14 protein-coding genes are annotated in these 19393 nt (G+C 60.6%); 6 read left to right on the top strand and 8 right to left on the bottom strand.

The features are described 5' to 3' along the window. Window positions 1-30: 30 nt before the first annotated feature. From J2X71_RS36360 to J2X71_RS36330, 7 genes are all read right to left on the bottom strand, one after another. Window positions 31-501, bottom strand: a complete 471-nt coding sequence (locus J2X71_RS36360; protein ID WP_310390215.1) for a GNAT family N-acetyltransferase — start codon at window positions 499-501, stop codon at window positions 31-33. A gap of 14 nt (window positions 502-515) precedes the next feature. Next, a complete protein-coding gene (locus J2X71_RS36355; RefSeq protein WP_310390213.1) occupies window positions 516-1442 on the bottom strand; it encodes an ABC transporter ATP-binding protein in 927 nt (308 codons plus the stop codon). Then, a complete protein-coding gene (locus J2X71_RS36350; RefSeq protein ID WP_310390211.1) occupies window positions 1439-2254 on the bottom strand; it encodes an ABC transporter ATP-binding protein in 816 nt (271 codons plus the stop codon). The genes J2X71_RS36355 and J2X71_RS36350 overlap by 4 nt, the downstream gene beginning before the upstream one ends. Continuing rightward, entirely contained in the window at window positions 2251-3153 is a 903-nt protein-coding gene (locus J2X71_RS36345) for an ABC transporter permease (RefSeq protein ID WP_310390209.1), read from the bottom strand. Before J2X71_RS36345 ends, J2X71_RS36350 begins: the two co-directional genes overlap by 4 nt. Beyond that, a complete protein-coding gene (locus J2X71_RS36340) occupies window positions 3153-4133 on the bottom strand; it encodes an ABC transporter permease (RefSeq protein WP_310390206.1) in 981 nt (326 codons plus the stop codon). The genes J2X71_RS36345 and J2X71_RS36340 overlap by 1 nt, the downstream gene beginning before the upstream one ends. 19 nt (window positions 4134-4152) lie before the next feature. Further along, window positions 4153-5847 carry an ABC transporter substrate-binding protein gene (locus J2X71_RS36335; protein ID WP_310390204.1) on the bottom strand — a complete coding sequence of 565 codons (1695 nt, stop codon included), beginning with the start codon at window positions 5845-5847 and terminating at the stop codon, window positions 4153-4155. A gap of 368 nt (window positions 5848-6215) precedes the next feature. After that, window positions 6216-6683 (bottom strand): Lrp/AsnC family transcriptional regulator, encoded by a 468-nt coding sequence (locus J2X71_RS36330; RefSeq protein ID WP_007823392.1) that lies wholly within the window; start codon window positions 6681-6683, stop codon window positions 6216-6218. A gap of 132 nt (window positions 6684-6815) precedes the next feature. Between J2X71_RS36330 and J2X71_RS36325 the strand changes: the two genes are divergently transcribed. The 6 genes from J2X71_RS36325 to J2X71_RS36300 all read left to right on the top strand — a co-directional run bounded on the left by J2X71_RS36325 (window position 6816) and on the right by J2X71_RS36300 (window position 10822). Further along, entirely contained in the window at window positions 6816-7232 is a 417-nt protein-coding gene (locus tag J2X71_RS36325; protein WP_310390200.1) for a DUF2000 domain-containing protein, read from the top strand. 106 nt (window positions 7233-7338) lie between these two features. Further along, window positions 7339-7968, top strand: a complete 630-nt coding sequence (locus J2X71_RS36320) for a glutathione S-transferase family protein (protein WP_310390198.1) — start codon at window positions 7339-7341, stop codon at window positions 7966-7968. Between the two features lie 109 nt (window positions 7969-8077). After that, window positions 8078-8665 (top strand): GXWXG domain-containing protein, encoded by a 588-nt coding sequence (locus tag J2X71_RS36315; RefSeq protein ID WP_405049796.1) that lies wholly within the window; start codon window positions 8078-8080, stop codon window positions 8663-8665. Window positions 8666-8669: 4 nt separating this feature from the next. Further along, on the top strand, window positions 8670-9038 hold the full coding sequence (locus J2X71_RS36310; RefSeq protein ID WP_310390196.1) for a cytochrome c family protein: 369 nt from the start codon (window positions 8670-8672) through the stop codon (window positions 9036-9038). A 190-nt stretch (window positions 9039-9228) separates the two neighbouring features. Continuing rightward, entirely contained in the window at window positions 9229-9675 is a 447-nt protein-coding gene (locus tag J2X71_RS36305) for an SRPBCC domain-containing protein (protein WP_113320024.1), read from the top strand. Between the two features lie 88 nt (window positions 9676-9763). Beyond that, entirely contained in the window at window positions 9764-10822 is a 1059-nt protein-coding gene (locus J2X71_RS36300) for an adenylate/guanylate cyclase domain-containing protein (protein ID WP_310390193.1), read from the top strand. A 66-nt stretch (window positions 10823-10888) separates the two neighbouring features. On the opposite strand, the gene J2X71_RS36295 is transcribed toward J2X71_RS36300, so the two are convergent. Continuing rightward, window positions 10889-19384, bottom strand: a complete 8496-nt coding sequence (locus J2X71_RS36295) for a GH36-type glycosyl hydrolase domain-containing protein (protein ID WP_310390192.1) — start codon at window positions 19382-19384, stop codon at window positions 10889-10891. Window positions 19385-19393: the final 9 nt, after the last annotated feature.

Here is a 19393-nt window from a genome sequence, read left to right as displayed (position 1 = left end):
GATCGTTTCTTTCTATTCGTATTGTCGAAATCAGGACTTCAGCATGCCGGCATAGATGCCGGGAGCGGAATCGGGGATCGCAGTTGCGCCGACGGCTTTTTCGTAGAAGGTGGACGGGCCGACATCCCCGATGATCGCGTAGCCATAGCCCATGGTTTTCAGGTCATTGAGGCTCGCAAAGAGCAGCGCCCTGCCGATGCCAAGCCCGCGCAGGCTCTCGTCGACACCGGTCGGTCCGAAGAAGTCGGGTGCGGTCGCCTCGTGGCAGGAAAAGCCGACGAGCTTGCCTTCGCGCGTGGCGATGAAACAGGTCGGCGGTTGGCGCGTCATCGCAACCGTTGCCTCGCTTGCCCAGGCTTCGCCGAAATGCTCGTCGATCCAGCGGACAATCAGCTTCAGTTCGGGCGGCAGTGCCCGGCGGATGGTGACACCTGCCTTTGCCATGGCGTCGGGTGACTTTGTGTCCTGCGGAAGGGTCGACAGGTTGACGAGATAATCCATGAAAAGACGTCCTGTTAGCTCTGCGCGCCGAGCGCGCGCATGAAATGATTGGGACCGATTTGCTCGATCACGGTGGATTCCGGGCGGCTGAGTGACCGGACGCGCTCTGCCTGTTCAAGGAAGCGCGCGCTGCCGCCGGTTACGAAGGGCCGTCCGCCGTCAGGCACTGCGGAGAGCAGCAGCTGGGTATAGGGATGACGCGGACTGGAGAGCACCGTTTCGGTGTCGCCCCATTCGACCATTTGACCGGCAAACATCACAACAATTTCCTCGGCCACGTGGGCCGCCGTCGCGATATCATGGGTGATATAGAGCATCGCCAGCTCGTTCTCCTGCTTCACCCGGGCGAGCAGATCGAGAATATCCTTGCGGATGGAAACATCGAGCATCGAGGTCGGCTCGTCGGCGACAAGCACGCTCGGCGACACCGCAAGCGCCCGGGCAATGTTGACGCGCTGCCGCTGGCCGCCCGACAGCTCATGCGGAAACTTCTGTTTCGACACGGCCGGGTCTAGGCCGACGCTTTCCAGCAATCCCGTAATGCCATTCTCAAGGGCGGTCCGCCACGTGTTCTGGCTGTGAAGCTGCAGCGGCCGGGAAAGATGATGGCTGACGGTGAAGGCGGGGTTGAGCGAGGAGAACGGATCCTGAAAGACCATCTGCACGTCCCTGCGATAAAGACGCTCATCTTTTGCCGTTCCCTGAGCGGTCAGATCCTGCCCGTGAAAGAACAGCTTGCCGCCGGTCGGCCGATCGAGACGCGCGATGATGCGGGCGCAGGTCGTCTTGCCGCAGCCGGATTCGCCAACAAGTGCCAGCGCGCGGCCGGGAAAGAGCGAGAAGGAGACGCCCTTCAGCGCATGCACCGGGCCGAACTGGCACCTGATCTCCTCAAGCCGTATGACGGCTCCGGCCGGGGACAGGTGTGCCTCGGACTTCATGCCAATGCTCCTGAAAGATGGGGCTTGCTCGGAAGCTGGGGAATGGCGTTCCAGAGCTTGCGCGTATAGTCGTGTAGCGGCGCCTGGCTGACCTGCCTGACATCGCCGACTTCGACCAGTTCGCCCTTCAGCATGATGCCGATACGCTGGCAAAGCTGCGCCATCAGATGCAGGTCGTGGGTGATGAACAGTACCGAGAAACCGTAAGTCCGCTGCAGATCGACGACCTGTTCGAGGATCTCGCGCTGCACGACGACATCGAGTGCCGTCGTCGGCTCGTCCATGATGATGAGCTCCGGCCTCAGCGCCAGGCAGATGGCGATGACGATGCGCTGGCGCATGCCGCCGGAAAACTGGTGCGGATAATCGCTGATGCGCTGCGGCGGTATGCCGACGAGCCGGAACATCTCCTCGCCGCGCGCCCGTGACTCCTGGCGCGAGCAGCCGGTGTGCCGGTAGAGCACATCGTGGAACTGTGCCTCAACGCGCATCAAAGGATTGAGCGAGTTCATGGCGCTCTGAAAGACCATGCCGATGCGCTTCCAGCGGATTCTCTGCAGCTCCCGCTCCGGCATTTTGAGAAGATCGCGCCCGTCCATCCGGATGCTGCCGCCGCTGATCCAGGCCGGGGCCTTGGAAAGCCGCGTGATGGCATAGGCGATGGTGCTCTTACCGCAGCCGGATTCACCCGCCAGCCCGAAGATCTCGCCTCGACCGATACTGAACGACACGTCCTTGACGGCGCGGAACTCGCCCTTGTCGAGCAGGTAGTCGACGTTGAGCTTTTCGATTTCCAGCAGATTGTCGCTCATCGGCCGGCCCCCAGTTGACGGTTGCGGGCACGGGTCAGGCGGAACCAGCGCGACAGCGCCGGCCCAGAGCGAAGCTGCGGATTGGCGATCTCGTCGAAGGTGAAATTGAGGAGTGCGAGGCCAAGGCCCGTCACGGCAATGCCGACCGCCGGGACACCGACATCCCACCAGGCGCCGACCATGATCGCCGAAGCGTTCTGGGCATTATAGAGCATGGTGCCCCAGGACACTTTCAGCGGATCGCCGAAGCCGAGATATTCGAGCGTCGTCTGCGCGACGATCGCATAGATGATGCTGCCGACGAGGTTGATACCGATCAGCGGTGCGAGGTTCGGCAGGATCTCCACGAAGATGATCCGCCAGGCGGGCTCGCCGATCATTTTCGACGCTGTGACGAAATCGCGATTGCGCAGCGCCATCGTCTGCGACCGTGTCATACGGGCACCCCATGGCCACGAGGTCAGGGCGATGATCGTCATGATTGTCATCGGCCCGACCGTGCCGGCAAAAGAAGCAAGCAGGATCAAGAGCGGCATATTCGGAACAACGAGCACCGCGTTCGTTGCGAGATCGAGGGCGGCATCCGTCTTGCCGCCGAAATAGCCCGCGACGAGGCCGATGGCGGTGCCGATTACGGTGATTGCGATGCCCGTTGCAAAACCGACGGTGAGCGAACTGCGCGCACCCCAGACGAACTGGCGATAGACGTCGCGGCCCATCTTCGTCGTGCCGAGCACATGCTCGATGGACGGAGGCTGGTGAGAGCGGCCGACACGGGCGCCGGGTTCGCCGGGCGCAATGATCGGTGCAGATAGCGCCATGAGCCAGAGAGCGACTACAATGATGAGGCCGGCGACGGCCTTCTTCTGGCGAAGGATGGATCTCAGCGTGAAGCCCATTACACAGCATCCCGCAGTCGGGGGTCGATAAACCCGTAAATGATGTCGACGAGGAAGTTGGCCCCGAGCGTTGCGAGCGTCATCAGAAGCAGCTGCCCCTGGATGACCGGATAATCGCGGGCAATGCTCGCCGTATAGAGCGTCAGGCCGAGCCCCGGATAATTGAAGACGATCTCGGTCACGATCGAACCGCCGAAAACAGCGCCAAGCATGAGGGCGAGGTTTGTCAGGACAGGAAGCATGGCGTTGCGCGCGCCATAGCCGAACATCACGTTAAGATGACTGAGACCCTTGGCGCGGGCCATCGTTACATAGTCCTCGCCGAGGATCGAGATCATCGACGAACGCATGGTCGTCTGGAATTCACCGATCAGGAAAGGCGACAGCGTCAGTACCGGCAGGATGGCATGCATGAAGACGCTGCCGGCAAAGGTGAAGTTGAACGCAGGATCGAGATTCGGGTCATAGGCGTAACCGACCGGAAACCAGCGCAGCGAGACGCCGAAGACGAAAAGCGTCGTCAGCGCGATGATGACAGGCGGCACCGAGATCATGATGACCGATAGCGGCGAGACGATCGTGTCGAAGCGGCCACCGCGGCGCCATGCCGAGACCGCGCCAAGCACGACGCCGATGCAGAGCGAAAAGATGATGGCGGTCACGACGAGGAAAATGGTCCAGATCGTCGAGCGGGCAAGAACCTGAACGACGGTCTGGGGATAGTATTTGACCGAGACGCCGAGATCGAAACTCGCAAGCCCCTTCAGATAATCGACGAATTGCAGAAGCATCGGCTGATCGACGGCACCGAAGCGAACCTTGATCGCCTCGACGGCTGCGGGTGTGGCCCGCGGGCCGAGCTGAGCGACCATCGCATCGACGGGTGTCCCCGGCATGAGCCGGGGAAGAATGAAATTCATCACGATGGCGAACGCCAGGGCGACCGCATAGACGCCGAGGCGCCGTCCGGAAACACGCATATCCCTTCCCTCGCCGGTCTTATTGGACCGGCTTCAGGCGCAGGAGATGCATAAGGCGCATCCGGTTGTTGTCATGATCTTCCGGGTTCATGACCGGATCCTTGTCGGTCACCCAGCCGGTGAAACGCTTGCTCGAAAACTGATACCAGGTCGGACCGTTGAAGACAGGCACGACTGGGAAGTCATCGGCAACCAGCAGCTGGATATCGTTGAAGATCTTCTTGTGATCATCTTCCGACGTCGCCTTCAGATACTGATCGAAAAGCGCATCGAGTTTCGGGTTCGAGTAGCGCGAGGGAGCACCAGTGATGCGCCCGCCATAGGCGGTCGAGAGGTTCTGGTAATAGCCGCGGAAAGGTGTGGCGCCATCGGCGCGCGAGTTCATGACGACCTCGAAGCTGCCATCGAGAATCTGCTTGCGCCATTGTTCGTATTCGGGAGTGGCAACCGAGGCATCGATGCCGGCCGCGCGCAGGCCTTCAACGGCGATCTGCACGGCGTCGATCCAGTCCGTCCAGCCGTTTGGGACGATGATCGGAAAAGTGATCGGCTTGCCGCTGGGGCTCGTGCGGAAACCGTCCGCACCCTTCTTGTAACCGGCATCGTCGAGGATCTTGTTGGCCTTGTCGGTATCCAGGCCCATGAAGGCATCCTTGTCGCCTTCAGCCGCCTTGTTGCTCCAGCCTTCAAAACGCGGCGGCAGACCGGAGGCGTGCTCGTTGACAACCGGATAACCGAAGCCCGCAATATCGACCATCGACTTGCGGTCCATGGCAAGGCTGAAGGCGTGGCGGAAGTTGAGGTCCTTATAGGCTTCCAGATTGCCCTCATCCTTGGTCTTGAAGTTCATCTGGAAGGCAACGGTCTCGGCCGGAGGCTGCCAATAGCCGTTATGTTCGGCGTCGAGCGCCACGAATGTCTTGTCGATCTCGGGAATGAAGGAGCCGATCCAGTCCATATTGCCCTCGGGCAGGATCGCGAGCATCTGGTCGTTGCCGGAAATCTGCGGCAGGCGCAGGCAATCGACATGCAAAGAGGCTGCATCCCAATAGTTCGGGTTGCGGCACTGCTCATAAACCTGCGGTGTGAAGCGGCGCACTTCCGTCATCGGACCGGAGCCAACCGGCTTCTCGTTTTTGAATGCCACGGGATCGGAAACATCCTTCCAGACATGCTCGGGAACGACGGCGAGGTCGGCCAGCGATTCCGGGAAGTCGGAATTGACGGCCTTGAGCTTGATCGTCACCTCAGTCGGCGAAGGCGCCTCGACGGATGCCACGGTTTCGCCGACACCAACGGTATCGAGCGCGGCATTCTTCAGCATCAGATCGATCGTATATTTGACGTCCGCCGATGTCAGCGGCTGGCCGTCCGACCATTTCACGCCCGGGCGCAGTTCATAGGTGATCGACTTCATGTCGTCGGAAAACTTGTAGTTCGTGGCAAGGCGCCAGACCGGCTTGCCACCGTCCTGTGCGTTGAAGATGACGAGCGGCTCATAGATGAAATCCATGGTGCTCTGCCGGCGGCCGGCAAGATCGAACGGATTGAAGTTCTGCACCCAACTCGTCTGCTCTTCGATATGCATCGTCAGTACGGCTTCGGCGGCCGAAACAGCCGATGCACCAAACGCCATCACCACCGTCAAGGCGGTCGCCGCCGCCCAGCCGGCACGCGCGGAAACATTGCGGATTACGCTCTTATCCAGTCCCATTTTACGTTCCCTTGCTTGTTATTTTTTAGATTCAATCAAATTGATTTAATCAAGCTAACGCGAGATTTCCGATCCGGTCAATCGGGTGGAAACTAAAATTTCGGCTCCAGCATCTGAACTTGATCGCGTCGACGCAGATGCCGACAGATTGCTTGCCAACCGCGGCTTTGTCGGGAAAACTGAATTGTCATACTTATTGTGCGTCGCGAAAAGCCTGGCGCAAGCGCCGTCCGCCAGACTGAATTCGTTAAGGCGTGACTATTTGATCCAGCCTATGTTGAAGCCATGACGGCCTACTTTTCAGCACGATCAGCCGTCCAGCATCTGCTGGGCGGCTATTTCACCGATTATCGGTTCAGGTAAACCTCTTAAAGACCTACCGGAAAACCTTCGAACGGCTTGATTTCCTTGAGAACGAAGGTGGTCTGCATTTCCTTGATACGCGGCAGACGGCGCACGACGGACATCGCGAAATCGGCATAGGAATCGAGATCGGGAGAGACGACCTGCAACAGAAAATCTGAGTCTCCGGCAATGCTGTAGCAGGCAACAACCTCCCGCAGCCGTGCAACTTCGGCGGCAAAGGCGTCCGCCTCCGCCTCGTTATGGCCATCGATCTTCACTCGGATGAAGGCAAGGACCCCAAGCCCGAGTTTGCGCCGATTGAGATCGGCCCGGTAACCCCGGATCACACCCGTCTCTTCGAGCTGACGTACCTTTCGCCAACAAGGAGACGTCGACATGCCGACGCGCTCGGACAGTTCCTGATTTGTCAGCCGCCCCTCAGCCTGTAGGCTTGAAAGAATTTTCAGCTCAACTGGCTCAAATGTCGTCATCGGTAATATCTACCCAAAAATCACATCAACCGGGTGAAACCTACCAAATATCCACGCCGAACGGCAATAGTAGATAGGATCCTTCTGCCGGGATCGCTTAGGCTGTGGCCATCGCAATCTCAGGTCTTTTCCATGCTCTCAGATATCCGCATTGCCATTGTCGTCGATCCCAAACTCCCGCCAGCTCTTATTGCAAATACCGTCAGCGCCATCGGCATAGGCATGGGCGCCAAGATGCCCCTTCTCGGCGCCGAAAGGCTTAGCGACCACACCGGAAGGACCACCGATATCATCTCCAACCGACCAGTGCCGATTCTGCAGGCCGACGGACAGACGATCCACCAGATCATGTTGAAGGCGCTGAACCAGCCGGAGGAACATGCCATCGTACCGTTTCCCGCTTTTGCGCGGTCACTGCATGATTATGCTGATTATCAGCGCAGTTTCCCGGACAGGGACTTGAGCGAAGAAGAGATCGATGGATTAGGCCTTGCAGGGCCAGCGAAATGGGTGAGGTCGCTGACCGGTTCCCTTAAATTACTGCGCTAGATCGGCGAGCAAGCACAACAAAGGGCTTTGTTGTCGCCGGGACATGTTTGGTGGTGCAAAGTGACGTCTTAATCGATACCCAAGGCCGACTGGTTTGGAGTAGATCATGAGCGTCCTTCGAGTTCTTGGCAGGCAATCATCCATCAACGTTCGCAAGGTGCTCTGGACCTGCGAAGAGATCGGCATCGATTACGTGCAGGAGGATTGGGGAACGGGGTTTGCCTCGACCAGGACACCGGAATTCCTCGCACTCAATCCGAATGGTCTCGTGCCGGTCATCGAAAGCGATGACGGCATCTTGTGGGAATCCAACACGATCTGCCGTTATCTCGCGTCCAGACACAGCCGCGACGATCTCCTACCGTCGTCCCCCTGGAGGCGGGCACTGGCCGAGCGATGGATGGATTGGCAGGCAACAGAGCTGAACAGTGCCTGGCGCGGCGCGTTCCAGGGTCTTGTGCGCAAAGACGCCGCCTATGCGGCCCCCTCAATCATTGCCGCTAGCGCCAGGGATTGGAACGGTACGATGGAAGTCCTGGAAAATACCCTCTCGACGGGCGGACCTTTCGTGACGGGAGATCACTTCACGCTGGCCGATATTTTGATCGGCCTGTCGGTCAATCGCTGGCTTCGCACACCGATCGAACGACCCGCGCTGTCGGCGGTCACAGCCTATTTCGATCGCCTCAAGGAACGACCGTCCTTCCGGCGAGGCGGTTACGATGCGCTGCCGTGAACTCTGGTGTTTAACCGCATGCTCGCAGTGTCGGCGTTAGTGGCGAGCCACGGCGGTTAAGAGCAGATATCCAGCATCGACTTTGAAGGTTCCGCACAGAGATATCCAATTGGGTCTCGGAATCTTCGCCGGCAATCGCTACTTCATTCCTGATGTGATCGTGGGAGAAGGTGAACCCGTGCAAGCGGACCTGCAAAAAGATATGACGGCCTGGTTCCAGTCGCTGGAGCCCGTCAAGCCCGTTGAGATGGTCGGATTGTGGCGAGGCGGCGGCGTTCCATCGGGGCATCCGCTCGATGGCGTCCTCGAAAACCTGCGATGGTTCGGCAAACGCTTTCATCCTGACATGCGGGCCGACGCCCTACTCTTCCAGTGGCATCCGGGACGGCTCGTGGCCATCGATCCGCGCTTCGTCCCTATCGGGCTTGCGATCAAGCTGGCGCCATTCGGACGGACCGCCCTCGCCCAAACCACGTTTTCGTATTTTCATAAGGTATTCCGCGCGCGAGGCACGACAGCCGCACTGGAGGTTCGGACATTCGAGCACATCGCAAGCGCTGCAATGGTCTACAACGAGCAGCCGATCGTCGACCACTTCAGACGGGTGGATGAAAATACGCTGGCTGGGATGATGTGCCTGCGCGGCGACGAAAGGCGGTTTTTCTTCAAACTCACGAAGATGGACGCGCAAGGTTAGCGCGATGTTGAGAACAATCGCATGGGCAATTACGGCAGCTTCGGTTGCGGGCAACGGTTTCGCGGCTGATGCGGATCGTGGCGCGAGAATTTACCGGGCCTGTTCTTCATGTCACATTATCGATGACACCAGGAGTACATTCGGCCCCTCCCTGAAGGGTGTTGTGGGACGGCGGGCAGCTATCATAGACGATTATGCCTACTCTCCCGCCCTGAAGAAAGCCGGCGAAGACGGGCTTGTGTGGAACGAGCATGAACTTGCGGAATTTCTGACAAGCCCGAGCAGAAAAATCCCCGGCACAAAGATGCGCTTCTGGGGACTCTGGAGCTTCGAAATCGACGACCTTATCGCCTTCCTGAAGGCAAATCCGTAGTAGCGCGGCGGCGGAAGGCGGTAGGCATATATGAGCTCTGTCGCCTCCTCCACGTGAATTCGCAGGATGAGCGCCCTTCGCAATTCAAGCGCTCGTAACACATGACACCCTTGCTGCGGGTGATCTTCCCTCTAGTTCAGTATACCGCGCCGCGCGCTCGGTCGGCGCGGACCAAACTTGGGAGAAAGCGATGCAAGAGGCCCTCGTCGTTCGCCGCGAAACGCATCTTTCAGCGCCGCCCGCGGCCGTGTTCGCCCTGCTGACGGATCCGGAAAAGATCCTCCGCTGGATGGGCACGGAAGCAGAGATCGAGCCGCAGCCCGGAGGGCTCTATCTCGTCAACGTTACCGGCGCACGTTTCGCTCGCGGCTCTTTCCGCGAAGTGGTGCCGGTCCACCGCCTGGCCTATAGTTTCGGCTGGGATGGGAGCGAAGTGGTGCCGCCGGGCTCCAGCCTAGTCGAGATTGATCTGATCGAACAGCCTGATGGAACGCTCCTGCGTCTGACGCATACCGGCTTGCCCAATGCCGAGCAATGCGCCGGCCATGCCGAGGGCTGGGCTCACTACCTTGGTCGGCTGAGCACCGTGGCGGCCGGACGCGACCCGGGACCCGATCCCTTCTATGGCAGGAAATGACCAAGATTCTCATTTGAAAGAGAAGCCGAATTCACGAGGAAGGCTACGTCTGGCTGACATCAGGTGACCGCTATGGCATGATCGAGGCATGGATTTGCCCGCCCACCTCGCCTGGCTGATCGATGAGGCCGGCGCCTCGTCCGGTCCCGAACACTTCATAGCCGAGCTTGGCCGCCAGTTGCTTGCCGATGGCCTGCCGCTCGCCGGCGGAGCCCTCACCCTTGCCGTTCCACATCCGATCATTGCGCGTCGCACCTGGTTGTGGCGGGCCGAGAGCGGCACCGTCATCGAGGCGCTCGACTTTGCCGGCAGCTCGCTCAACAAGGCTGCGGGCGACTGGCTTGCCGGGCTTGGGCCAGTATATGAAGGAAAGATCGGCAGAGGCTCCGACAGTCCGATATTGGGCTGGGCTGGATCCCGCTCGTTCGATCCGAACGAGGCGGACCGGCTGCACCAGGCAGCGCGCTTTGCATTAGCACCCTTGGCGGCTCTGACCGCACGAACCGCGCTAACAACCCTTCTAGAGGCCTACCTCGGTAAACGCAGTGCCGCGCAGGTGCAGGCCGGAGCACTCGGCCGCAGCAGCGGTGAAACCATTCGCGCCGCTTTGCTCTGTGCTGACCTGCGCGATTTCACGGCCCTCTCCGAAGAAACCGAGCCCTCTCTCATGATCACCACCCTCGATGCCTGGTTCGATCGTGTTGCAGGCGCGGTACACGCTTTTGGGGGTGAGGTGCTGAAGTTCATTGGTGACGGTGTTCTGGCGATCTTTCCCGTTACCGGAACGCCTGGTGAAGCTTGCGAAGCGTCGCTACGCGCCGTCGCGGCCGCCCGTGCCGGCATGGCCCATCTCGACATCGCGCGGCAGGCACAAGGCCTGCCGCCGCTACCCTTCGGCGTGGCGCTGCATTTCGGCGAAATGCTCTGGGGCAATATCGGTGCGGCCGACCGGCTGGACTTCACCGCCATCGGCCCCGCGGTCAATCTGGTCAGCCGGCTGGAAGGGCTCTGCAAGTCCCTTGGTCATCGTGTGCTGATATCAGGTACGCTCGCTGCGGAGGTTTCGACGCAACTGGTTCCCCTGGGTGAACACCGGTTGCGAGGCATCGCCGACCCCTGCGCGGTCTTCACTCTGCCAACGGATTGAACGACGCGCAGATCGGGGCAATCGCCGGGGCAGTGACACCAGTCAATCTGCCCCGGCAGTGAGTTCTCATTTGGCCGCCAACAAATATCCCTCGCTCAAATCATCGAGCGCCGTGCCGTTGATCGTCACAGAGCAGCGGTCCGCATCCACCTTCGAAACGGAAACCTGATATTTCCCGCTCGGCAGATCGAGCTCAGCGGAGAACCCGTTCCATCCGGCCGGCAGGGCCGGCTTGACATGCAGGCGGCCGTTCTCCGAGCGGATGCCGAGGATGCCCTCGACTGCCACACGGTAGAGCCAGCCGGCCGAACCGGTGTACCAGCTCCAGCCGCCGCGGCCCTTGAGCGCACCCTCGCCATAGACGTCGCCGGCGATCACATAGGGCTCGATGCGATAGACGTCCGCAGACGATTTATCGAGCGAATGGTTGATCGGATTCAGCATTTCGAAGGCGCGCCAAGCGTCTTCGGCCCGACCCATGCGGGCGAGAGCCAGCACTGCCCAAGTGGCAGCATGGGTATACTGGCCGCCGTTTTCGCGAACGCCAGGCGGATAGGCCTTGATCACACCAGGATCGTTGACCGACTTGACGAAGGGCGGCGTCAAGAGACGGATGAACTTGCCCTCTTCATCGACGAGCTTGCCAAGGACCGCCGTCATCGCCATGTCGCTGCGTTCCGGATTGCCCTCGCCCGAAAGTACGCTCCAGGATTGGGCGATCGAGTCGATCTTGTCCTCTTCGGACTGGCTGGAGCCGAGTGGCGCACCGTTATCATAGTAGCCACGGCGATAATATTCGCCGTCCCAGCCGGCCGTTTCGATCGCTTCCTTGAGCTTGCCAAGATGCGTCGTCCAGTGGCTGACACGTTTAGTATCTCCGCGCGCCTCGGCATAGGCGATGAAGCGGCGCAGTGCGCCGGCCAGGAACCAGCCGAGCCAGACGCTCTCGCCGCGGCCGGCCATACCGACCCGATCCATCTTGTCACACCAGTCACCGCTCATCATCAGCGGCAGGCCGTTGACCCCGGTACGCTTGATCGCGAGATCGAGGCCGAGGGCGGCATGCTCGTAGAGCGATGCGGTCGTGTCCGAGATACGCGGCTGCAGGAATGCGTCGTACTGACCAGGGCTGAGCTGCGCGCCTTCGACGAAGGGCAGCATCTCGTCCATGATCGCAGCATCACCAGTCGCCGTGCAATATTGATCGACCGCATAGGCGAGCCAGACCGGATCGTCGGAGATGTTCGTGCGCACACCGGCGCCGCTGTCAGCCAGCCACCAGTGCTGGAAGTCGCCTTCCGGGAACTGGCGTCGGCCGGTATTGAGGATCTGCTTGCGGGCGATCTCCGGTGAGTGCAGCAGGAAGGCCAGCGAATCCTGCAGCTGGTCGCGCAGGTTCCACGCGCCGCTCGACTGGTAGAAGGCGGTGCGGGCCATGATACGGCAGCCATAGGTCTGATAAGGCAGCCAGCTGTTGACCATGAAGTCGAGGCGCTGATCCGGCGTAGAAACACGCGTCTTGCCGGTAAAGTTCTTCCAGAAGTCGCGGGTCTGACCAAGAACAGCTTCGAAGCTGACCGAGCGGATCTCAGCAATCAGAGCAGCGGCGTCTTCTTGCGAGGCAGCATCGCCCATATAGAAGCAGATGTCGCGTACCTCGCCAGGCCCGATCGTCAGATCGAAGGCCATGGCGGCTGCCGGATCGCCATCGAGATCCAACGCGTTGGAGAGACGCGAGCCCGCCGAGACGGTGCGCGGCTGCTGGATCGTTCCGTGCCGGCCGATGAATTCGCGACGGCTGGTGGAAACGCTCGACGGCGTTTCGCTTGCCGCAAAGGCTGCGACACGCGTCCCGAAGCTCACGCTGAACGGATTGCTCGCGAAGACCGCCCCACTCGCGCTGTCATAGCTGGAGATGATGAAGGGCTTGCTCTTCGTCGGGTTGTTGCCGAGGATCCATTCGGCATAGCCATAAAGGCGCAGCTTGCGTGCCTCGCCCGCATCGTTGCGGATGCGCAGCTGCGTCAGCTTGACCGACTTTTCCATATGCAGGGTCTGCGTGACCTCCAGGGCGATGTCATCCTGGACCGTCGAGAAGACCGAGTAGCCGAGGCCATGGCGGGCTTCGAAGCGCGTGTCGGAGCGCTGCGCCAGAGACGCATAGGGCACGATGACCGAGCCGCGATCGAGGTCCTTCAGGTAGAAGGCTTCGCCCGGCCGGTTGGTGACCATGTCATTGGTCCAGGGCGTCAGCTGGTGATCGCGGGAGTTCTGGCTCCAGGTAAAGGCGACACCTTCGGCCGAAACATGGAAGCCGAAACTATCATTGGCCATGATGTTGATCCACGGCTGCGGCGTCTGCTCGCCGCCCGACAGGCGCACGACATATTCGCTGCCCTCGGCCGCAAAGCCGCCATAGCCGTTCCAGAAGGCGAGATCGGTGCCATCGGCCTCTACCGGCTCAGCAGTACCGCGGACCATCCTCGGCACCAGGGTCGAATCGCCCCACTGGCCGAGCAGCGCCGGTGATCCGGCAACGGAACGAGCCTTCTGCAGCTGGTCGATGAGACTGCCGTCGCGGCCACGCAGAACAACGCGCGAGGCAGCGATGATGGCGCCATATGCTTCCGGTGTCGTCAGGTCCTTGCGCAGTACATAGATGTTGCGCTGGATGCCGGCAATTTCGCTTGCATGGCGCGCCGCATCGCAGAGCTGGTCGATCGTGCGCTGCATTTCCGCAGCCGCCTCGCCGGCACGCTCGTTGAAGATCACGAGATCGACCTCGACGCCGCGCGATTGCAGGAGACCCTGAGCCCGCAGCAGTTCCTTGACGAGATCGGTGCCGAGTTCGTCGGTGATGCGCAGCGTCATCAGCGGCGCATCGCCTGATAGCGTTGTACCCCAGAGAACGGACTGCGACTTAAGACCCTCGCGAACCGCCTTGCTGTCGGCGCGCAGCGCCATGTCGGGATAGATGATGTAGCGCGCGAACCGTTGATAGGCGGCGGCCTCCTTCGAGTTGACGCCGATCTGGCGCAGCTGGCTCTGCGTCCTCGTCCAGGCCTGAACGAGGCCCTGGGCAAAGCTTTCCGGCTGGCGATAGTGCTCCAGCGCCGTTTCGAGTTCGGCGCGTTCGGCGGCCGCAATGGTCCAGAAAGTCACGCTGACCTTTTCGCCGGCCGGCACGCGAAGCGTACGGCGCAGCGACACACAGGCATCCATGGTGAAGCCGTCCGTGCCCGACAGCTTGGCATCCGGATCGAACGCAGCGGCTTCGGTCAGGGTACGGCCCCGGCCGAGGAAGCGCATACGGTCAGTCTCATATTGCGTCGGGGCATTTTCGCCTGACGTATCGACGATAAGCTGCGCGATGGTGACATCGGGATCGGTCAGGCCGCGTTTCTGGCGTTCGACGACGATCGCGTCGCCGGCAGCGGCAATCTCGGTCTTCAGGAACATGCGGGCAAAGACCGGATGGCCGGTATCGACGACATCGAGTGTCGCGACCGGTTCCATATAGGAGGTCACTTCGATGACGCGATCTTCAGTGCCGGTATTGGTGATCGTCAGACGGCGGCCTTCCGCATCGTGATCGCTCGCGACGAAGACTTCCATCTCGCTCGTCAGCTCACCGACGGTCTTGACGAATTCGGCCTTGTCGTCGCTGAAGCTGACGCGCACGTGTTCGTTGGCGATCGAGCGCGGCTCAGCCGTCGCAGACCACCATTCGTTGGATTCTGTATCCCGCAGGAAGATGAAGGAACCCCAGCGATCCTCGGTCGGATCGGCCCGCCACCGGTTGACGGAAAGGTTCTTCCAGCGGCTGTAGCCGGAACCCGTCGCCGTCAGCATGGTCGAATAGCGACCGTTGGACAGCAGCAGCAATTCGCGTTCGCGCGATGCCGGGTCTTCCAGGCGACGCACTTCCGGACGCATGAGGTCGCCCTGGATGGTGGCAGGCGCATCGGTTTCATGCTTGGCCGCCATGACAGGGATGTCGCGCGGTGCCTTTTCCTGCAGCAGCAGCTCGGCTGCCTCGATGACAGGATCAGCATGGAAAAGCTCACGCAGCATTCCATCGAAGGCGACGTTGGCGACGGCTGCGATCGACATGCCGTGATGGTGCGCATAGTAGTTATAGACCACGGCGCACTGCTTGCCCTCAGGCACGCGGTTCGGCGTGAAGTCGACGGCATCATGGAAGCCATACATGCCAAGCGCGCCGACAGCCCTCAGCCTGTTGAGGTTTTCGAGTGCGGCGACCGGGTGATACTGGCTCGCCAGCAGCGAAGCGTAAGGCGCAATGACGGCGTTCTGACCGAGACCGCGCTTCAGGCCGAGCGTCGGCACGCCAAAATTGCTGTACTGATAGTTCATCTGGTGGTCGCGGGCATTGAAGGCCGCTTCCGAAATGCCCCACGGCGTGCCGAGCTTGCGGGCATAGTTCATCTGTTCGAGAACGATCAGGTTGTTTGTCTGGTTGAGAATACCTCCGCTGCGCTCCTGCATGACGAGCGGCGGCATCAGATATTCGAACATCGAACCGGACCAGGAAACCAGCGCCCCGCGCGGGCCAACCGGGACGACGTGACGACCAAGCTTGTACCAATGCTCCGTCGGCAGGTCGCCCTTGGCGATGGAAAACAGGCTGGTCAGGCGTGCTTCCGAGGCAAGCAGGTCGTAGCAGGCCGCATCGACTTCTTCCGTCTCGACCCGGAAGCCGATCGACAGTAGCCGGCGCTCGGGCCGATAGAGGAAACTGAAATCCATGTCGAAAGCGATTTCGCGGGCGCGATTGCCGACGTGGATCAGCCGTTCGCTGATGGCATCCACCTGCGAAGGATCGAAAGCCTTGTCGGTGAGATGAAGCTCGCAGGTTGCCACGAGCTTTTCCGCCCATTGGACGATCTCGTCGCTTTGCGCCGTCTTGACCTCTCGGTCGAGGCTGCCGGCAAGTTCGCGGATTTCGCGGGCCTGTCCGGCAAATCGCTCGATCAGGCCTGAGGAGAATTCCTTCTCCCGCTTGCCGGTGGCAACCGCTGTTTCGAGATCGGCGATCCGGCCATCGAGCCGATCGTGAAGGGATAGGACAGACTTGTCTTCTTCCCGAAGCTCGTTCAGCACCTCGCGAAGAATGGCCGCGACATCGCCAATGCCATCGAGATCGGTGTGAATGTGGGCAAGCGGAGCCTGCGCCCAGATCCGGCAGGCTGACGATACCGCAATCAGATGGCCGGCAAAATTACCGCTGTCGACCGATGACACATATCGGCGACCGAGCGGCTTCAGCGTATCGGTATGATACCAGTTGAAGAGATGGCCGCGATATTTCTCGAGCCTGTCGACGGTTTCGATCGTCTGCTCGATGCGCTTGACCGCATCCTCGAAGGAAATCCAACCGAAGCGGCGCGCCGAAATCACCGACAGAAGGTAGACGCCGATATTGGTCGGCGAGGTACGCATGGCGACGACGGCATGCGGCGTCTGCTGGACATTGTCCGGCGGCAGGTAATGCTGACCGGGAACCACGAAGTGGTCGAAATAGCGCCATGTACGCCTTGCGATCTTGCGCAATTCGTTGCGGACATTGTCGGGCACATCGAGCCGGTCCTCGGTTTCCGCCGTCTGGCTGACCGTCCAGGCGATAGCCGGCGAGAGGACCCACAAAATAACGAAGGGAAGGCCGACCATCCAGGCGCTGTCGCCGGAGGAAATGACGAAAAGCAATGCCAGGACGGCGAGCACCGGAGCCCGCCACATGACTTTGTAATGGCCGAGGATGGTCGTCTGAGCCATGGCCTGGGCGCTTGCGGCGGTGCGCCACTGCAGCATCAGCTTGCGGCTGACGAACAGGCGGTAGAGCGAGCGGATAATGGCGTCAGCCATGACGCAGGCGGTGTCGGCGATGAAGACGATGCGCATCGCCACCTGGGCGTTGGCATTCTCGATATCTTTCCAGACAGTATGCAGATGGGCCTGCAGGATAATATCGCTGGTGCGCGGGATGATGCCGTTGATCAGCGACAGGGTCGGTGCGACGAACAGGCTGAAGATCAAGAGGATCTGCCAGATGAGCGCACCGAGCGGGTCCATCCAGTACCAGCCGAGCACGGATGCCAGGAACCAGGCGATCGGCGTCAGCGAGCGACGCAGGTTGTCGAACATCTTCCAGCAGCCGAGCGCAGTGACGCCACGGCGATCGTCGAAGATGTAAGGCAGAAGCTGCCAGTCGCCACGCGCCCAGCGATGCTGGCGCGAGACTTCCACTTCGTAGCGGATCGGAAAGTCCTCGACCAGTTCACAGTCCGTCACCAGTGCGCAACGCGCCATCGAGCCTTCAAGCAGGTCGTGGCTGAGAACCGAGTTTTCCTTGATCCGTCCCTTCAGCGACGCTTCGAAGGCATCGACGTGATAGAGACCTTTGCCGGTGAAGGTGCCTTCGCCGGTAATGTCCTGATAGACGTCGGAGACGGCAAAGACATAGGGGTCGAGGCCGCGGTTGACCGAGAAGACGCGCTGGAAGGTCGATGCATCCTTGCCTGTCGTCAGCGACGGCGTCACACGGGGCTGAAGCACGCCGTAGCCATCGACCACCCGCTGTTTCCTGGCGTCGAAGACCGGGCGATTGATCGGATGATGCAGCTTGCCGACAAGCTTGGTCACGGTGTCTCGGACGACGCGCGTGTCGCTGTCGAGCGTCATGACATATTTCACGTCCTGCGGCACGACATCGGCGCCTGGCAGGAAACTCGTGTTCGGCTCGCCGCGCAGCAGCATGTTGAGCTCATGCAGCTTGCCGCGCTTGCGCTCCCAGCCCATCCAGGCGCCTTCGGCGGGATTATACTGGCGGCGGCGATGCAGCAGATAGAAGCGCTGCTTGCCGTCCTCGGCGTAACGTGCCTCCAGATTGGCGATCTTGCTCAGCGCATAGTCGAGCACTTCGAGATCGCGGGCATTCTGTTCTTCCTGCGCGTCCGGCCAATCGCTCAAAAGCGCGTAGTAGATTTCGCCGCGCGCATTGGCGAGATAATGGACCTCAAGATTGCGAACGAGTTCATCGACATGTTCGCGCTTGCCGATCAGGCAAGGGATGGTGACGAGCGTGCGGGCTTCCGCAGGCAGTCCCTTCTTGAATTCATAGCCGACAAGACGGTCGGGCGTGATGAAGAAGGTGGCGAAGAAGTTGAAGAGGCCCGTCGCGCCTTCGGATGCTGGAAGCGCGAACATCAGCAACAGCACGATCGTCGCAAAAAGCGGCATGCCGGCATCGACAAAAATCGCATCGGTGATGACCAGCGCCAGCAGCGTCAGCAAGAGAACAGGCACGGCGATCGCCAGCCAGTTCAGCTCGCGGATTACGCGCATGAACCGCAGGCCAAGCGTCGGCCGGAAGCCGATCTCAGACTCCAGCGCCGGACGCCCGTTGCCGACGAAATAATAGCCGACATTGCCGGCAGAGGAAGATGGATCCTGGCTTCCTGCCTTTGCGCGGTCAGCCAGGCGCACGGCCGCCTCGGCGATATCCATTTCCGTCTTGTCGGAGCGCTTGGCAAGCTTTTCGATCTGGCGGCGGTAGCTGTTGCGGGAGCCGGAATCGAGCTCGGCATAATCCGTCTGCTGCCAGAGCAGCTTGTCGATCGTGCTGACCTCTTCGACCCATTCGGACCAGTCGGTGTCGTTGATCTCACGCAGGCTCTTGATGATGCTGCCCATCAGCGTATTGGCCGCGCCAAGACGCACCTGCTCGGCCGACATCACCGTTTCGGCATCGGTCCCCTTTGCCGCGAGCTTGGCCTCGAGCCAGCTCAGCGCAGCTTCGGTCGGCTCCAGCGCGTTACGCAGGCGATAATGCAGCTGGGTGACGAAGGTCGTATCATCGAGATTGGCAACCAGCGTCTCCAGGAAACCGGCGGACCCGGCATCACCGAGCGCAATCGCCTGGGTGGCCGCTGCATTGGCGCTGGTGCGCATTTCGCGGCTCTTGTCGACATGCGTCGCAACATGGCGAAGGTTGTCGATGAGCACGTAACGGACGAGCGATGGCAGCGCCCAGAGTTCGCCGATGCGCAGCGTCTCCCTGTCCTGGAAGCCTTCCGTGACCGCGGCCATACCAGAATTGCTGATATTGCTATGCGCATGCGCCATGTAGAGCCAGGCAAGCGCCAGCGTGCGCGGCACTTCCGTTCCGTCAAGCTTGATCTTGCGCAGTTCGCGATAGAATTTCTTCGGAAAGTCACGACGGACTTCCTGGATGGCTTCCTCGACGATGTAGTGGTTGTCGAGCAGCCATTCGGTCGCCGGTGTGATGCTCTCGCCCGCATCGACATCCGCTGCAGCAGCGCGATAGACCCTAAGGATCTCGGCTTCGTTCTCCCGGTGACGCTGGAAGAAATCGAAATTCTTAAAGCTCGCCACGTCAAGGGCGCGGTTTTCCGCAAACTGCGCGGCCTTTACCCTCAACTGATCATTCGACAGGAGAGCGGCGCGGATACCGAAATCGGGATCGGCGGCAGTTGCATGAACATTCGCGCCCGAAGCGCCCGTAATATTTTGAGAGGACATAGTGTTTTC

Origin of the sequence: Rhizobium sp. 1399, assembly GCF_031455475.1 — a bacterium.
In the GTDB taxonomy this organism is placed as follows: Bacteria; Pseudomonadota; Alphaproteobacteria; order Rhizobiales; family Rhizobiaceae; genus Rhizobium.
Note: the sequence above shows the minus strand (reverse complement) of the source record. Positions and strands in the feature narration are given on the sequence as shown.